13 protein-coding genes are annotated in these 16844 nt (G+C 75.9%); 2 read left to right on the top strand and 11 right to left on the bottom strand.

The genetic code is table 11. The features are described 5' to 3' along the window. Positions 1–9 precede the first annotated feature (9 nt). Complete coding sequence (locus HWY08_RS10520; protein ID WP_176064814.1) at positions 10–1626, bottom strand: Hsp70 family protein; 1617 nt, start codon at positions 1624–1626, stop codon at positions 10–12. Between the two features lie 195 nt (positions 1627–1821). Here HWY08_RS10520 and HWY08_RS10515 point away from each other — a divergent pair, with 195 nt between their 5' ends. Beyond that, the gene (locus tag HWY08_RS10515) at positions 1822–2868 is read left to right on the top strand and encodes a M48 family metallopeptidase (RefSeq protein WP_176064813.1); all 1047 of its coding nucleotides are present in this window, start codon (positions 1822–1824) and stop codon (positions 2866–2868) included. 42 nt (positions 2869–2910) lie between these two features. On the opposite strand, the gene HWY08_RS10510 is transcribed toward HWY08_RS10515, so the two are convergent. Together HWY08_RS10510 and HWY08_RS10505 are read right to left on the bottom strand one after the other, a co-directional pair. Continuing rightward, positions 2911–5094 (bottom strand): ATP-dependent helicase, encoded by a 2184-nt coding sequence (locus tag HWY08_RS10510; protein WP_176064812.1) that lies wholly within the window; start codon positions 5092–5094, stop codon positions 2911–2913. 17 nt (positions 5095–5111) lie between these two features. Beyond that, positions 5112–6350, bottom strand: coding sequence for an MFS transporter (locus HWY08_RS10505; RefSeq protein WP_176064811.1), 1239 nt, complete (start codon positions 6348–6350; stop codon positions 5112–5114). 419 nt (positions 6351–6769) lie between these two features. Between HWY08_RS10505 and HWY08_RS10500 the strand changes: the two genes are divergently transcribed. Continuing rightward, positions 6770–7249 (top strand): CHAP domain-containing protein, encoded by a 480-nt coding sequence (locus HWY08_RS10500; RefSeq protein ID WP_176064810.1) that lies wholly within the window; start codon positions 6770–6772, stop codon positions 7247–7249. Positions 7250–7252: 3 nt separating this feature from the next. Here HWY08_RS10500 and HWY08_RS10495 read toward each other — a convergent pair whose 3' ends face one another. From HWY08_RS10495 to lpdA, 8 genes are all read right to left on the bottom strand, one after another. After that, positions 7253–7546 carry a hypothetical protein gene (locus tag HWY08_RS10495; RefSeq protein ID WP_176064809.1) on the bottom strand — a complete coding sequence of 98 codons (294 nt, stop codon included), beginning with the start codon at positions 7544–7546 and terminating at the stop codon, positions 7253–7255. A 50-nt stretch (positions 7547–7596) separates the two neighbouring features. Continuing rightward, entirely contained in the window at positions 7597–9201 is a 1605-nt protein-coding gene (locus HWY08_RS10490; RefSeq protein WP_176064808.1) for an amidohydrolase, read from the bottom strand. Positions 9202–9234: 33 nt separating this feature from the next. After that, positions 9235–10440: a glycosyltransferase family 2 protein gene (locus HWY08_RS10485; RefSeq protein WP_176064807.1), complete on the bottom strand. Its 1206-nt coding sequence runs from the start codon at positions 10438–10440 to the stop codon at positions 9235–9237. 76 nt (positions 10441–10516) lie between these two features. After that, positions 10517–12154 carry a zinc-ribbon domain-containing protein gene (locus tag HWY08_RS10480; RefSeq protein WP_176064806.1) on the bottom strand — a complete coding sequence of 546 codons (1638 nt, stop codon included), beginning with the start codon at positions 12152–12154 and terminating at the stop codon, positions 10517–10519. A gap of 46 nt (positions 12155–12200) precedes the next feature. Then, positions 12201–12602: a ComEA family DNA-binding protein gene (locus HWY08_RS10475; RefSeq protein ID WP_176064805.1), complete on the bottom strand. Its 402-nt coding sequence runs from the start codon at positions 12600–12602 to the stop codon at positions 12201–12203. A gap of 31 nt (positions 12603–12633) precedes the next feature. Then, positions 12634–14169: a hydroxymethylglutaryl-CoA lyase-like TIM-barrel protein gene (locus HWY08_RS10470; protein WP_176064804.1), complete on the bottom strand. Its 1536-nt coding sequence runs from the start codon at positions 14167–14169 to the stop codon at positions 12634–12636. Positions 14170–14233: 64 nt separating this feature from the next. Further along, positions 14234–15346 carry a lipoyl(octanoyl) transferase LipB gene (gene lipB / locus HWY08_RS10465; protein ID WP_176064803.1) on the bottom strand — a complete coding sequence of 371 codons (1113 nt, stop codon included), beginning with the start codon at positions 15344–15346 and terminating at the stop codon, positions 14234–14236. Continuing rightward, the gene (lpdA, locus tag HWY08_RS10460) at positions 15343–16788 is read right to left on the bottom strand and encodes a dihydrolipoyl dehydrogenase (RefSeq protein ID WP_176064802.1); all 1446 of its coding nucleotides are present in this window, start codon (positions 16786–16788) and stop codon (positions 15343–15345) included. The genes lipB and lpdA overlap by 4 nt, the downstream gene beginning before the upstream one ends. Positions 16789–16844: the final 56 nt, after the last annotated feature.

The following is a 16844-nucleotide window of genomic DNA, read 5'->3' as shown; positions in this document are numbered from 1 at the left end:
CGCACCGCCTCAGGCGCCGCGCCGCAGCCAGCCGAAGAGCCCGCCGCCGCGCCGCACCTCGGGGTCGCTCGGCTCGGCGCCGTGGCGCGCGGCCCGCTCCGCCAGCGCGCGCCGCAGCGCCTCGGGGGTGTCGCGGGTCGCGAAGTCCACCTGCCGCATGCCCTGCTCGGGGTCGTCGAAGACCACCTTGAGCAGGCACTCCTCGTCGAGCTTGAAGTCCACGCGGCGGCCGGTGGCGGCGGCGGGGAGCCGGATCGAGCCGAGGAACTCGTCGTCGACGATGTCGTCCGAGTCGCCCTGGTAGATGTCGAGCTCGATGGGCTGCCCCGGCTCGCGCGGCGGCGGCAGCCGGAAGGAGCGCGAGCACGGGATGGCGTTGTTCTTCTCGAGCAGGCGGCGGAAGCGGTTCTGGGGCGTGCCCACCCCGATGGGCATGGAGAGCACGTCCACCAGCGTCACCGAGTCGATCTGGTCGAGCGAGTCGCCGAGCAGCGCCGCGCCCAGCGCGACACACTCGTCGGGGTGGACGCCCTTGCGCGGCGGCTTCCCGAAGTGCTGGCGGATCTTCTCCTGCACGAGCGGCATCCGCGACTGGCCGCCCACCAGGATGATCTCGTCGATCTGCGACGGCTGCAGGCCCTTCTCGGCCAGCACCTGGTCGCAGATCTGGAAGGTGCGGTCGACGAGGTCGACGGTGAGCTCGTCGAGCTGCGAGCGCGAGAGCGGCAGGCGCAGGTCGAGCGGCCGGCCCTTCTTCTCCTCGATGAAGGGCAGCTCGAGCGACGCGTGCGGGATGAGGGTGAGGTCGATCTTGGCGGCCTCGGCCGCGCCCTTGATGCGCTGCATGGCGATGGGCGAGCCGGCCAGGTCGATCTTGTGGTCGCGCCAGAACGCCTCCAGCGCGTAGTCGATGATGCGGTTGTCGAAGTCTGCGCCGCCGAGGAAGGTGTCGCCGCCGGTGGCGAGCACCTCGAAGACGTTGCCGTTGAGCTGCAGCACCGAGACGTCGAAGGTGCCGCCGCCCAGGTCGTAGACCAGGATCTTCTGGTCGAGCCCGCGGTTGAAGCCGTAGGCGAGCGCGGCGGCGGTCGGCTCGTTCACGATCCGCTTCACCTCGAAGCCCGCCAGCCGCCCCGCCTCCTTCACCGCCTGGCGCTGGTTGTCGTTGTAGTAGGCGGGCACCGAGATGACCGCCTCGCCCATGGGCCGGCCGAGGAACGCCTCGGCGATCTTCTTCACGTGCTCCAGCACGAGCGCGGAGACCTGCGGCAGCGTCCGGACCTCGTCGCCCAGCGCCACCGCCGCCTCGCCGTTCGGCCCCTCGACGATGTCGTACGAGTAGTAGCTGCGCAGCTCCTGCACCACCACCGAGTTGAACTTGCGCCCGATGAGCCGCTTCGCCCCGTAGATCGTCTTCTTGGGGTTCGTGACCATCTGGTCCTTGGCGACGCCGCCCACCAGGAACTCGCCCCGGTCGGAGAGCGCCACCACGCTCGGCAGGACCAGGCTGCCCTTGTCGGTGGGCACGACGCGCGGGATGCGGTTCCGCACGTGCGCCACGCAGGTGTTGGTGGTGCCGAGGTCGATGCCGAGGATGGGCTTCTCGCGAGGGGGCGCGCCGGCCATGCGCCAGGTGTAGCACGAACCCCCGGGCCCCGCGCTCGGCCCCGGGGCCGGCGCGCCTGTGGGCCCGTGCAGCGACGGCAACCACCTCGGGGCCTGTCTCCACACCGCCGCCCGCGCGAAAGGCCGCCGGCCTCGTCACGCTCCGTGATAGGACCCGCCGTCACACCCACGAGCTCTCCCTGGGAGGGGACGACCATGGCCTTCGATTCGAGCCTGCAGCTGCCTCGCGAGCGCACCCTGTTCAAGCTGGGCGCGGTGTTCTCGGGCCTCGCGTGGACCGCGCTCGTGGTGTCGATCGTCGGCCTCCTCTACGGAGCGCTCATCGGCCTCTTCGTGCTGGCGGCGCGGGCGCTGTTCCTCGCCCACGTGCGCGGCAACGGGGTGCGTGTCTCCGAGCGCCAGCTGCCGGAGGTGCACGCGAGCGTGAAGGCGGCCGCCGAGCGGCTCGGGCTGGACGGGGCGCCCGAGGTCTACGTCGTCCAGGGCGGCGGCGCGCTCAACGCCTTCGCCACCCGGCTCTTCTCGCGCCGCTTCGTCATCCTGCTCTCGGACCTCCTCGACCAGTGCCAGGACCCGCGGCAGCTCGACTTCCTCGTCGGGCACGAGGTCGGGCACCTCGCGGCCGGCCACCTCCGCTGGAGCACCTTCCTGCTCCCGTTCCACCTCGTCCCCTGGCTCGGCGCAGCCTACAGCCGCGCGCGCGAGTACACCGCCGACCGGTGCGGGCTCAGGGTGGCGGGCGACCTCGAGCAGGCCGCCCGCGCGCTGCTGGTGCTGGCCGCCGGTGGCCGCGTGGCGAGCCGCGCCGACCTGGGCGCCTTCACCGCCCAGCACAGCGAGACCGGCGGCTTCTGGATGGCGGCGCTGGAGCTCTCCGCGACCCACCCCTACCTGTGCAAGCGGGTCGTCGCGCTGCAGCAGGTCTCCCAGGCGCAGGCGAGCGCGGGCGTGCGGCGCCACCCGCTCGCGTGGCTCGTGTCGCCGGTGGTGGGCGGGCTCGCGGGCGGGCCCGCGGCGGCGCCGCTCTTCGCGGTCGCCATGATCGGCATCCTGGCGGCGATCGCCATCCCGAACTTCCTCCGCTACCAAGAGCGGGCGCGGCACGGCGGGCAGGCGGCCGCGGTGGGCGAGGCGAGCGCGGCGGGGATCACCGCCGAGGAGCGCGCCTCGCTCGAGTGGGTGAAGCAGGTGCGGCTCCAGATCGAGCAGCGCGAGCGCCAGAATGCGAAGCGCGCGCGGTGAGTGACCGCGGCCCGGGAGGGCGCTGCTGGCGCCGGCGCGCCGTCAGAACGGCACGTCGTCGCCGCCCTCCGGGTCGTCCGGCCCCGGCCCCTCCCCGCCTGCGGGCGGCCGGGGCTCGGGCGCCTTCCCGAACAGGAGCGGGATGACGCGCGCGCCTTCGGTGCCGGCCACGCCGGAGGGCAGCGCGGCCGGGTCGTTCGCGGCCGGCAGGGCGGGCACCGCGGCGGGCTCGTCGAGCTGCCAGCGCTCGTACACCGGCGGCTCGCCGGGCAGCTCCTCCACGAAGCGGGAGGCCTTCAGCACCACCCGCTCCCGGTCGCGGGGCGCGGCCATGATGGGGAAGCAGAGGTAGAGCTCGTCCTTGGCGCGGGTGCAGGCGACGTAGAAGAGGCGCCGCTCCTCCTCCTCGCCGTCGCGGTCGCGGAGCGCCTGCGCGCTCGGGAAGCGGCCGTCGGCGAGCCACACCAGGAACACCGCCCGCCACTCCAGCCCCTTCGCCTGGTGCACGCTCGAGAGCACCAGCTTCTCGTCCGGCTCAACCCCCTCGGAGACGGTCTCGGCGGAGAGCTCGCTGAGGAGCGCGATCTCGGAGAGGAACGCCTCGGTGCCCTCGTAGCCGCGGGCGTACTCGGCGAGCTGCCGGAGGTCCTCGAGGCGCGAGTCGGCGTTCACGAACTCGGCCTTGAGCCGCTCCTCGTACCCCTCCGCGAGCACGAGCTCGATGGCCTCGCCGGGCAGGTCGGAGGTGGGGGCGCGGGCGAGCTTCCGCAACAGGTCGCACAGGCGCCGGTAGCCGGCGCGCCCCTTGGGCGGGACGTGCCCGGCCACGTCGGGCGAGAGCAGCTCGTCGACGCCCCCCTCCCCGCCCCGGCGCCGGGCGGCGAGCGCGCTCCACACCGCGTCGGCGGTGGCGCTGCCGATGCCGGGCGCGAGCCGGAGCGCGCGCTTCAGCGCCAGCTCGTCGCCCGGGTTCTGCGCGAAGCGCAGGTGCGCGAGGACGTCCTTGATGTGCGCCGCCTCGAAGAAGCGCACCCCGGAGCGGACGACGAACGGGATGCCCCGCCGCGCCAGCTCGAACTGGATCTCCATCGCGTGGTGGTGGGCGCGGTAGAGGACGCACATCTCCGGCAGCGGCACCCCCTCGTCGCGCAGCTCGAGGATGCGCTGCGCCACGAACTCCGCCTGCTGCTGCACGTCCCGGCACGGCACCAGCGCCGGCAGCGCGCCGTCGGGCCGGACGCTGGTGAGCGCCTTCTCGAACTGCTTCACGTTGTAGGCGATGGAGGCGTTGGCGAGCTCGAGGATCTGCGGCGTGGACCGGTAGTTGACGGTGAGGTCGAAGCGCCGGGCGTCCGGGTAGCGCTCCTCGAAGCCGAGGATGTTCTGGAAGTGCGCGCCGCGGAAGCCGTAGATGCACTGGGCGTCGTCGCCCACCACGCACAGGTTGCGGTTGGCGCCGGCGAGGAGGTCCACCACGTCCCCCTGCAGCTTGTTCGTGTCCTGGTACTCGTCCACCAGCACGTGCTGGAAGCGTTCGGCGAGGAGCCGCCGCACCGGCTCGTGCTCGACCAGCAGCACCTTCCAGTTCATGAGCAGGTCGTCGAAGTCCATCGCGTTGATGGCCTGCTTGCGCTCGGCGTAGCGGCGCGCCACCCGCAGGACGTCGTCGGCGAGCGGCAGGAACTGCGGGCGCTGGTCGGCGAGCACCTCGGCGAGCGGGGTCTGGGTGTTCACCGCCATCGAGACGAGGTCGACGACCACGTCCGCCTTGGGGAAGCGCCGTGCGCCGACGGCCAGGCCGCAGTCGGCGATGGCGGCGCTCATGACGTCCTTCGCGTCCTCGCGGTCGAGGATGGAGTAGCCCTTCGCGTAGCCGAGCGCGGGGGCGTGCTCGCGCAGGACCCGGTGGGCGACGTGGTGGAAGGTGCCGCCCCACAGCTGCCGGGTGTCGGTGCGCGCCACCTCCTCCACCCGGCGCAGCATCTCGCGCGCCGCCTTGTTGGTGAAGGTTAGCAGGAGGATCGACTCGGGCGCGGCGCCCTCGTGGAGCAGCCGCGCCACCCGCCAGGTGAGGGTGCGGGTCTTCCCGGAGCCGGCGCCGGCGATGACGAGGATGGGGCCGCCGCCGGCCTCGACGACCGCCTGCTGCTCCTCGTTGAGGAGCCCGGCGTAGTGGAGCGCACCCTTCGGCCGGGCGGCGGGCTTCAGCTCATAGCGGCGGGACATGGCGGGCGAGCACCACCCTAACCGCCCGGGCTGACAGCCGGATCGGCGCTCCGCCGCGCCTCGGCCACCCGCCGCCGCCGCTCCTCGCCGGTGGCGAGGTAGCCGAGCGCGACCGCGACCGCGATGGCGAGGCAGGCGAGCCACAGCGCCCGCCCGCCCAGCCGGCTCACGACCTGGCCGGCCAGCACCGGCGAGAGGGTGAAGGCCACGCCCCAGCTCATCGAGAACGCGCCCTGGTACCGGCCGCGCAGCTCCACCGGCGCGAGGTCGGCGACGAGCGCCGCCGCCGCCGGGAAGCCCACCACCTCGCCGACGGTCCAGCAGGCGGTCCCGAGCGCGTACACGGGCAGGCCGCCTCCGAGCGCGTTCACCCCGAAGCCGGCGCCGAAGAGGAGCGCCGAGGCGGCGAGGAGCCGGCTCGGGTCGTGCCCGCGCAGCCGCGCGCCCAGCAGCGGCTGGAGCAGCACCACCCCGGCGCAGTTGAGGCCGAGGAGCACGCTGAACGCGCTCGGCCCGAGCCCGTGCGCGGCCATGTCGAGCGGCAGCCCGAGCTGCCACTGGGTGAACACGACCAGCGAGGCGAGGTAGAGCCCGAGGAACACGACGAAGGCGCGGTCGCGCAGGACGCGCGCGAGCCCGGCCAGCGCCGGCTCGTGCCGGACCGCCGCCGGCCGGGTCTCCGGGACCCGCGCCGCGACGAGCCCGGCGAAGAGCAGCGTGGTGCCGGCGTCGGCCAGGAAGAGCGCGCCGAGGCTCCGCTCGGCCACGATCGCCGCCAGGAGCAGCCCCACCGCCATGCCGAAGTTCACGGCCCAGTAGACGAGGCCCCATGCGCGGGCGCGCTCCGCGACCGGCACGACGTCGGTGAGGGCCGCGTGGGCGGCGGGGCGGTAGAGCTCTCCGGCCGCCGAGGAGAGGAACGCGAGCAGCGCGAGCAGCGCCGGCGAGCGCGCCACCACCAGCGCGCCGACGGCGGCCGCCCCGCAGAGGAGCCCTGCGAGCATGACGGGGCGGCGCCCGATGCGATCGGCGAGGAGGCCCCCGAGCGGGCCCGCCACGATGAACCCGGCGCCCCACAGCGACACGACCTGCCCGGCCTCGGCGGCGCCGAACCCGCGCTCGCGCACGAGGTAGATCCCGAGCAGCGCCGCCACGAACGACGCCGCGCGGTTGACGAGGAGGCCTCCCCAGAGCACCCAGAACAGGCCAGGGAGGCCGAGGATCGCCGCGCGCGCGGTCTGGCGCAGGGAGGCCAAGCTTCGCCATGTAGCCGCACCTCGCCGCGGAAACCAAGCGCCCGCACGTTTCGCGACACAAAAATGGACGCGCGCGCGCGGCTGGGTAGCATCGCGGCATGACGGCCTCTCGCTCCAGCGTCGCCGTCGGCCTCGCGCTCCTCCTCCAGGCGTGCGCGGGGACGCCGACCTGGACGCGCCGTCACAGCCTGCCCCCGCCCGCCCAGGAGAACCGGGCCGGTGCTCTCGCAAGGAGCACCGGCCCGGACTCCGGTTTCGCACCGGCGAAGGCGGAGGCGCGGCCCCTCTCCACGGTCCGCGGGGCGAGGCAGATGGGATCCTCGACCTCGACTGCGACGTCGACTTCGACTGCGACCTCGACTGCGAGCTCGACCTCGACCTCGACTGGGACCGCTACGGCGACCGCGACCGCGCCGGACGTGGCGGCGGCGGTCAAGGCGGTCTCGTCGCTCGTCGGGCAGCGGCAGGTGGTGCTCGCGGGCGTCGACTACGGGCCCGGGTGCGCGGCGCTGGCGCGCGCGGCCTTCGCGCGCGCCGGGCGGCCGCTCCCCGCCGAGGCGCGCGACGCGGCGGCGCTGCACGCGCTCGCCCAGGCGCGCGGCGCCCTCCTCCCCACCCGCACCCCCTCCGCCGGCGATCTGGTCTTCCTCGCCGATCGCCCGGGTGGGCCGCCCGTCCACGTCGGCGTCGTCGAGCGCGCGGAGGCGGACGGCACGGCCGTCGTCCTCCACCGGGTCGCGCGCGGGGTGCTGCCGGTGCGGCTCAACCTCGCCTACCCGTCCCGGAGCGACGACCCCGCCACCGGCAAGCACATCAACGACGCGCTGCGCGTCGGCGCACGCGCCGTCCCCGCCGGCAGCCTGGTCGTGAGCGTCTCGGATCTGCTCCGGCGGCGCTGAGCCTCACCAAGGCGCGCGCGTCGCCTCGTCCGGGTGGTGCCGCAGGTAGCGGTCGGTCACCACCTCCATGAACGCGATCGCACCCACCGCGCCGGCGAGGCTGCCCGCGGTCGCGAGGCCGGACGAGAGCGACGAGAGCATCCCAGGGACGAAGGCGCCGGCGACCGTCGCGCCGCCCCAGGCGCCGGTCACCCCCAGCGTGAAGGCCGACGCGGGTCCGACGCGGTGCTCGCCCGGCAGCCAGAGGTGCCCGAACGCGACGGCGAGGCCGAGGAGCGTGAAGAGCGCGAAGTCCATCCACCTGTCATGCTGGTGATGGACCGGGCCCCTCGCCTGCCGGCGCGTCCCTAGGACACGCGGCCGTGCTCCACCCGCCCGCCCACCACGGTGGCGACGACGGGGAGCTGGCCGAGCCGTTCGGCCGGGACCTCGAGGACGTCGCCGCCGAAGGCGGTCAGGTCGGCGTCGGCGCCCGGCTGCAGCACGCCGCGCCGCCCCTCCGCGAAGGAGGCGAAGGCGGGGCCCCAGGTGAACCCGTGCAGCGCCTCGAGGCGCGTGAGCCGCTCGGCCGGGTGCCAGGGCTCCGCGGCCCCGGCCGGCCGGCGCAGCTCGGCGGCGCGGAGCCCGAGCCGCGGGTCCGGGCTCTCCACCGGGAAGTCGGAGCCGAGCGCGAGCGGGATGCCGCGCGCCAGCACCTGCCGCCAGGCGTAGGCGCCGGCGAGCGCGGGCGAGCTCCCGCCCAGCCGCGCGGCGACCCAGGGGGCGTCGCTCACCGCGTGGAGCGGCTGCATGGAGGCGACGGCGCACGCCTCGCGCATGTGGTCGAGGTCCTCCGCGCGCGCGAGCTGCAGGTGCTCCACCCGCGGCCGGAGCCGGGACAGGTCGTGCTCGCGGCCCAGCTCGACGAGCGCGGCGATGACCTCGCGGCAGGCGGCGTCCCCGATGGCGTGGACGGCGGGCTGGAAGCCGCCGCCCGCCACCAGCTCGAGCCGCGCGCGCAGCGCCTGCGGCGGCGTGAGGAACAGCCCGCGGTTCCCGGGGTCGTCGGCGTAGCCGTCGAGGAGCGCCGCGCCGCGGCTGCCGAGCGCGCCGTCGGCGAACAGCTTCACGGCCCGGACGTCGAGGCGGCCGATGGCCGGCGTGGCGGACCAGCGCGCCAGCTCGGCGCGCAGCGCCCCCTCCGGCTGGCCGCCGTCGATCATGGCGTACACCCGGAGCGGCAGCGCGTCGCCGTCGGCCAGGCCGGCGTAGCAGCGCAGCACCGAGGAGGTGCAGCCGGCGTCGTGGACGGCGGTGAGCCCCAGCCGGACCAGGTCGGCGAGGCCCAGGCGGAGCAGGCGCTCCACCTCGCGCGCCGAGGGGTGCGGGATGCGCCCGTGGACGAGGTCCTGCGCCGCGTCCACGAGCAGGCCGGTGGGGCGGCCTCGCTCGTCCCGCGCGATCCGGCCGCCCGGAGGGTCGGCCGTGCCGGGCCCGATCCCGGCCAGGGCGAGCGCCCGCCCGTTCACCCACGCCATGTGGCCGTCCACCCGCTCGAGGAGCACCGGGTGGTCGGGCACCGCGGCGTCGAGCGCGGCGAGGCCCGGGAAGGCGCCGCCGGGCCAGCGGTTCTGATCCCAGCCGCGGCCGCGCACCCAGCTCCCCGGCGGGAGCGCGCGCGCCCGCTCCGCCGCGAGGGCCGCGCAGGCGGCCTCGTCGCGCGCGCCGGAGAGCTTCACCTCCTCCAGGGAGCGGGCGTGGAGCAGCACGTGGCCGTGGGCGTCGGCGAGGCCCGGGACGGCCGAGCCCCCCGCCAGGTCGAGCACGCGCGCGCCCGGCGCGGCGGCCGCGCGGCAGGCGGCGGCGCTCCCCAGCTCCAGGACGCGGCCGTGCCTGGCGAGCAGCGCCTCGGCGCGCGGGCGCGCCGGATCGAGCGTGTGGATGGTCCCGAGGACGAGGAGATCGGGGGTCATGGGCGCAGCGTACCGCGCCTCGGGCCCGGCGGGTCAGGCCGTCGGCACCCCCGGCACGTCGGGCGCCGCCCGGCGCGTGCGGCTCCAGGCGGCGCGCTGGGTGCCGCTCACGAACCGCCACAGCCCCACCGCCAGCGCCGCGTTCATGGAGACGAAGTACCAGGCCAGGGCGGCAGGCCGGCGCCACGGGCCGGACGGGCGACGCCGGCCCGCCAGCGCCAGCCCGTAGAACGCGAGCTGGGCGAGGAGCAGCGCCCTGGCCGCGAGGCCTCCGGTGACGGCCAGCGCGAGCGAGCCGGCCAGCGCCGCCGCGAGCAGGAAGGGCGCGAGCCACCGCAGGAGCTTGTGCGAGACGAAGGCGAAGGGCAGGAACCCGAGCCGAGGGTCGAGCGCCTCCGGCACCAGCGCCAGCGCCTGCCAGTCCCCGGCCCCGATCCGCGCCCGCCGCGCGAAGTCGGCCGCGACCTCCTCGGTGGTCTCCTCGTACGCGACCGCCTCCGGGTCGTAGGGGATCCGCCAGCCGCGCGCCGCGATGCGGATCGGCACCACGAAGTCGTCGATGATGGTGGTCTCGCGCAGCGGCCGGAAGAGCAGCCGGCGCACCGCGTACAGCCCGCCGTTCGCGCCCAGCACGCAGCCGAGCTTGCCCTCGTGGTACTTGAGGACCGTCTCGTACTTCCAGTACAGGCTCTCCTGGTAGTCGCGCTTCACCCGGTTGTAGAGGCGCAGCCGGCCGACCACCGCGCCCACCGAGCGATCCTGGAAGTGGCGCGCCAGGGCCTTGGCCGCACCGCGCTCGAGCAGGGTGTTGGCGTCGGTGAGGAGCACCACGTCGCCCCGCGCCCTCGGCACGAGGCGCGACAGCACGGCCGCCTTCCCGGCGCGCGGCGCCTCGACCACCGTGACGCGGGCGCCGCCGGCCGCCCGCGCCAGCTCCGCGGTCCGATCGCTGCAGCCGTCGCACCCGACCACCACGTCGAGGAGCTCCGGTGGGTAGTCGAGCGCGAGGCAGTTCTCGACCTTCTGCCGGATGCAGGTCTCCTCGTCGTGCGCCGCCACCACCACGGTCATCGAGGGCCAGCGGTCGTCGCGCCGCCGCGACCGCCGGTCGGGCCCGCCGGCGAGGAACCGGGCGCCGCTCACCGCCTCCCGGAGCCCCGTCCAGACGACGAGCACCAGCGGATACCCGAGGTAGCTGTAGGCGACGAGGCCCAGGCAGGCGAGGACCAGCAGCTCCATGCGCCCGAAGGACAGCAAGCGGCGGGCCACCGCGCCGCGGCGCGCGCGGGCGCCCTTCCGGGCGCCGCGAGCCCCGTCAGGGAGGAGAGGCCTGAGAACTTTCGTTCCGCGGGTGAGGCGCCGCCGCCTCCGGAGGCGGCGAGCCGGCGGGCACCCGCGCGCCCGGCACCGGCGCCGCCGCGCCTCCGCGGGCGTCCCCGCTGGTGAGCTCGGCGCGCAGCGCCCGGGCGTCCTCGTGGTCGCGGTTGGCGGCGAGCAGGGCGTCGAGCGAGGCCACGGCCGCCTCGACCTTCCCGGCGCGCGCCAGCGCCTCGGCCAGCGCGAGCCGCGCGCGCAAGAGCTCCGGGTGCGCCTTCACCAGCTTCTCGAGACGCGCCACCCCCTCGGCGCGCAGCTCCGGGCTCACCGCGCGCGTCTCGCCCGCGCCGACGGCGAGGTCGAGCCAGGGGTCCTTGCCGCGCGCCGGGCGATCGCGCAGCACCGCCTCGGCGGCGCGCGCGGGATCGGTGGCGTACGCCTCGAGCACCGCCCTGGCCCGCTGCACCGAGGGGCGCGCCGCGTCTCCCCGCTGCAGGGAGGCGAGGTCCGTCGCCGCCACGCCCTCCAGCTCCCGCAGCCGCCCCCGGACGACCTCGCGCTGCGCCTCGAGCGCGTCGATCTGCTCCGCCAGCTCCGGCACCGGCGGGCCCACCGGCGCCTCGGTGCGGGCGCGCTCGGCCCGGCGCGCGGCGAGGCGCACCTCGAGGCGCGCGGCCTCGCCCTGCACCAGCCCGAGCAGGAGCGCCCGCGCCAGCACCCGGTCCGCCCTCGCGTCCACCTGGCGCTCGTCGGCCCGCGCCGCGTCGTCGAACGCCAGGATGGCGCGGGTGAGGCTGCCGCGGTCGTCGCGGAGGAGGAGCTGCAGCCCCTCCGCGAGCCGGCCCGCTGCGTCCGGATCGGGCCGCCGTGGGTAGAGGCGCCAGGCGAGGAGCAGCACGGCCACGGCGACGAGCACACCCGCGATCGGCACGAGCGGGAGGCCGCCGGCCCGCGGGCCGCGCCGCGGCAGGACGCCCCCCGGCGCGCGGGCGATGACCGGGCGCGGGCCGCTGGCGGTGACGTCCTCCTCCGGGAACGGGACCTTGCGGATGGGGCGGCCGTCGGCCGTGAAGCGCGGCGCCTCGACCGGCGCGGGCTCCGCGGCGGGCGGCGCGGGGGCGGACCGGACCTCGGGAGCTGCGGCCGACCGCGGAGCGGGCGGGGGCGCCGAGGCCGGCTCTCCAGCCCTCTCGTCCGGCGGGATCGACTTCCCCCCGAGCTCCCCGGCCTCGCTCGCGCCTGCGGCCGACCCAGGTTCCGGGCTCGGGCTCTGGCTCGGGCTCGCGGTCGCAGTCCGGCTCGAGGTCGAGGTCGAGGTCGGTTGAGCGGTCTCACTCGCCGTCGCGGTCGCGGTCGGTCTCGCAGTCGCAGCCGGCTTCGCGGTCGCGTCCGGCTTCGCGGTCGCGTCCGGCTTCGCGGTCGCGTCCGGCTTCGCGGTCGCCTCCGGCTTCGCCGTCGTGCCCGGGCTCCCCCCCCCGCCCGGCGCCTTCCCCTCCCCCCCGGCCGGCTGCGGCCGCTCCGGCCGGGCCGTGAACACGTACTGACACCGGCTGCACTGGACCGGAGCGCCCTCCGGCGGCAGCAGCGCGTCGTCGAGCTCGTAGACGGTGGAGCACTTCTCACAGCGGATGAGCACGAATCCTCTCCAGGGCCGGGAGGATAGCTCGGCTGGCGGCCCCCGCCTACCGCCCTCCCAGCGCGAGGAAGGGCCGGGCCTTGGCCAGCCTGCCCGGGCCTATCCCCCGCACCCGGGTGAGGTCGTCCAGGCTGGTGAACGGCCCGCGCCGGGCGCGGTCCGCCACGGCCTCGGCGGCGAGGCGCGCCGTGAAGCCCGGCACCGGCGCCAGGTCCTCCGGCGTCGCGTCGTTCAGGGGGACCGGCAGGCCCGAGAGGAGCCGCTCGCGGCCGGTCAGCTCGCGGGGCGGACCCTCGTCCGCCGGGCAGCCTACCCAGTGGCGCGGCGCGACGCCGCGCCCCACCGGCGCGCACGCGGGCGGAGGCGCCTGGCGCGCCTGCAAGAGCCGCCACACGCTGGGCGCGAGGGACAGGAGGCAGAGGGCGGCGAGGGCGAGCCGGCGGGCCATCCCGCCGCGCGATGCAAGGTCCGCTCCGCCGTCACCGCGACCGCGGGCGCGCGCGCCGGGGATGCGGCGCGACGTCGTCCTTGGCGAGCTTGTACTCGATGGCGTCCACCAGCGCCTGCCGGCAGGCGTCGAGCAGGTTGTCCGAGACCCCGGCCGTGCCCCAGTGGTCGCGAGCGTCGGCGCTGTCCACCAGCACCCGCACGTCCCCGGCCGTCCCCACGTCGGTGGCGAGGCTCTTCGAGCGCGACTGCACGAGCTTCATGCTGGAGAGCTCGGGGTAGTGCAGCTCGAGCGCCTTGCGGAGCGCCTGGTCGAGGGCGTTCACGGGGCCGACGCCGAGCGCCGCCGCGTGGACGTGCTCGCCGCTCACCGCGAGCTCCACGGTCGCCTCGGTGAACCCGCGCTTCTCCCGGTGCACGTCGAGCACGCGGTACGCCAGCACCCGGAAGTACTCGCGGCGCCGGCCGGCCAGGGCCCGCAGCACGAGGTCGAAGCTCGCCTCGGCGCCCTCGTACCGGAAGCCGCGCCGCTCCCAGGCGGCGAGGCGCTCCAGCACCTGGCGCGCGTCGCGCTCGCCGCGCGCGGGCAGCCCGAGCGCGCGCGCCACCCGCAGCGCCCCCGGGTGTCCCCGCTCGTCGGCCATGGCCGGCCCGGCACGGTTGCCCACCGCCTCGGGGTCGACGTGCGGCGCGAGCTCGTCCGCGCCGCCGGCGAAGGCGTCCTGGCCGACGTAGGGCTGGTCGCGCGACGGCTCGCGATCGACCAGCTCCGCCACGAAGTGCGCCAGCGAGGTGAGCCGCCGGAGCTGTCCGGCCGCGAGCGCCTGGTGCCCGAGCTTGAGCTCCAGCGCCGCGGCGACGGCCACCAGGTCGGCCGCGCCGCACCGCTCGCCGTACCCGTTCACGGTGGCGGCGACGACCGACGCGCCCTTCCCCACCGCCACCAGGCTGTTCGCGACCGCCAGGCCGGCGTCGTCGCGGGCCCGGATCCCGATCGCCGCCGCGCCCGCCGCGCGGCGCGCCGCCGCCACCCCCGCCTCGATCTCGGACGGGAGCGCGCCGCCCCGGACGTCGCCGAGGAGGATCACCTCCGCCCCGGCCCGCGCGGCCGCCTCCACCGCGCCGAGCGCCGCCGCGCCGCCCTGGCGCTGGGCGTCGAAGAACCCGTCGAGGTCCACGATCGCGGCGCGCCCGTCGCGCCGCACCGCCTTCACCGCCGCCGCGAGGGCGCCGCGCCAGCCCGCCGCGGCGCGGCGGCCGGAGGCCAGCGGGACGCGCAGCGTGATCGCGGGGGCGCCGGAGCGCAGCGCCGCCCGCAGCTCGCTACCCCCCCGGCCGCCGGGCTGGAGGGTGGCGCAGGCGCACAGCCGCGCGCCGCCCAGCTCGAGCTGCCGCGCCTCCCGGAAGATCTCGGCGTCTCCGCGCGCGCCCGGCCAGCCGCCCTCGACGAAGGCGACCCCCAGCTCGGCGAGCCGCAGGGCCACCCGGAGCTTGTCGCGGACCGACAGCTGCACCCCGGCCTGCCGCGTCCCCTCCGTGAGGGTGGCGTCGTAGATCGCGATCTTCACGAGCGGGAACGCTAGCCGACCGCGGGCGGAGCGTCGAGGCCCGTCGTCGGCGCGCTCGGGGCGATCAGGGCACCCGCTCGCCCGCGCTGCCCCGGCGGGTGGCGCGCCGCACGGCCTGGCGCAGGCCGGCGTAGCGCAGCCGCGCCAGCGCCTCGGCGGGCGTGAACCAGCCGTGCTCCGCGTGCTCGTCGGAGAGCTGGCAGGTGAAGCCGGGCGGGAGGCGGGCGGCGAAGGCGGTCTCCTCCGCCACCGCCAGGCCGGGCGGCGCCCCGCGCCACAGCCCGGGCTCGATCGCGAAGCCGTGGCGATAGCCGAGCGGCTCGACCGGCGCGTCGGCCCCGGTCTCCTCGAGCAGCTCGCGCCTGGCCGCGGCCTCCGGCGACTCGCCGGGCTCGAGCCGGCCGGTGACGGGCTGCCAGAAGCCGCCGCGCGCCTCGGACCGGCGCAGGAGCAGCACCCGGCCGTCCGCGCCCAGCGGGACCACCGACGCGGTGCGCAGATCCGGCGCCCGGTCCTCGCGGCGGCGGCCGAGGAGCACCGCGAGGTGCGCGGCGAGCTGCTCCTCCACCTCGGCGAGCGGCGGCGCCGCGCGGCCCTGCCCCGCGAGCTCCGCGGCGAGGCTCGTCACCCCGAGCCGCGGATCGGAGATGCCGCAGGGGACGATCACCTGGAAGTGCATCAGGTCCGGCGCGACGTTGAAGGCGAGCCCGTGCGAGGTGATCCAGCGGGCGAGGTGCACGCCGACGGCGCCGATCTTCTTCCGGCCCACCCAGGCGCCGCGGTGCTCCTCGTGCCGCCCCGCCGCGATCCCGTGGTCGGCGCAGGTGCGGATCATCGCCTCCTCGAGCGCGCCGACGTACTTGCGCACGTCGGGGCGGTCGGAGAGGTCGACCACCGGGTAGGCCACCACCTGGCCCGGTCCGTGGTAGGTGACGTCGCCGCCGCGGTCGGTCGGGTGCAGCTCGAACCCCTGCTGCTCGAGCCACGCCGGCGAGGCGAGGACGTTCTTCTGCTCGGCGCTGCGGCCCAGGGTGAGGACGGGCGGGTGCTCGACCAGGAAGAGGTGGTCGGTCGCGGCCGGCTGGCCGGCGCGGACCGCCTCGCCGGCGAGCGCCATGAGCCGCAGCCCGTCCTCGTACTCGACGCGGCCGAGCTTGTGGACGGCGAGGGTCCTCACGCCTGCGCCGCCGCCCCGGAGCGCTCCTTCCGCGGCCGCTCCGGCGCGTTGACCCGGTGGATGGCCTCGCCGAGCGCGCCCTTGCACGCCTCCATGAAGGCCTCCGGCAAGGTCGGGTGGGCGTGGACGGTGAGCCCCACGTCCTCGAGGTAGGCGCCCATCTCCAGCGCCAGCGCGGCCTCGGCGATGAGGTCCGACGCCTCCGGGCCGACGATGGTGGCGCCGAGCAGGAGCTTCGACTCGCGATCGCCCACCACCTTCACGAAGCCGTCGGTGTGCGCGATGGCCACGGCGCGCCCGAGCGCGCTGAAGAAGAACTTTCCGACGATGGGGTCGTACCCTTGCGCCTTGGCCTGCTCCTCCGAGAGCCCGACCGTCGCGACCTCGGGATCGGTGAAGATCGCCGCCGGCATCGACACCCAGTCGCGCACCGACTTGTGCCCGGCGATGACCTCGGCCGCGATCTCACCCTCCTTCGACGCCTTGTGGGCGAGCAGCGGAGGGCCGCACAGGTCTCCGATGCAGTAGACGGACGGCGCGCTCGTCTGCATGCGGTCGTTCACCTCGACGAAGCCCTTCGGGCCCACCTTCACGCCCGCCTTGTCGAGGCCGATCCCCTCGCTGTTGGGCCGGAAGCCGACCGCGACCAGCACCTTGTCGCACGGGATCGCCTGCTCCTTCCCGTCCACCTCGACCTTCACCACGAGCTCACCGCCCTTGCGCTCGAGCCCCTTCGCCTTGGCGTTCACGTGGATGGCGACCTCGCGCTGCTTCAGGCTCTTCTGGACGAGCCGCACCGCCTCCGGGTCGACGCCGGTGAGGATGGTCGGCAAGGCCTCCACCACGGTGACCTTCGAGCCCAGCTTCGCGTACACGGTCCCGAGCTCGAGGCCGATGATGCCGCCGCCGATGACCACCAGGCGCTTCGGGACCTCGGGGAGATCCACCGCCTCCTTGGCGCTCCAGACGTCCTTGCCGTCGAACTCGAAGCCCGGGATCTGCACCGGGCGGGCGCCGGTCGCGACGATGAACGCCGCCGCCTCGAGGCGCGTCTTCTCGCCGCCGCCGTCCACCTCCACCGCGTTCGGCCCGACGAAGGTGGCGGTGCCCTGGATGACGTCGACCTTGTTCCCCTTCTCGAGGACCTGGATACCGCCGACCATCTTCTTGACGACCCCGTCCTTGAACTCGCGCAGCTTCGCGATGTCGAGCTTCGGCTCGGAGGTGATCCCCCGCTCCGCCGCCCCGCGCAGGTCCTCGACCAGGTTGGCGGCGGCGATGAGCGCCTTGGACGGGATGCACCCCCAGTTGATACAGACGCCGCCCAGCGCCTCCTTCTCGACGAGCGCGGTCTTCTTGCCCAGCTGGCCGAGGCGGATCGCGGCCACGTAGCCGCCGGGGCCCGAGCCGATCACGACCGCGTCGTAGGTCTTCGTCGCCATGTGCGCTCCCCTCCGGGAGAGAGAGATCAGGGTCGCGCCGAATATAACGGCCGCGG

It is taken from the genome of Anaeromyxobacter diazotrophicus (assembly GCF_013340205.1).
Lineage (GTDB): Bacteria > Myxococcota > Myxococcia > Myxococcales > Anaeromyxobacteraceae > Anaeromyxobacter_A > Anaeromyxobacter_A diazotrophicus.
This window is presented reverse-complemented; position numbering and strand designations above follow the sequence as displayed.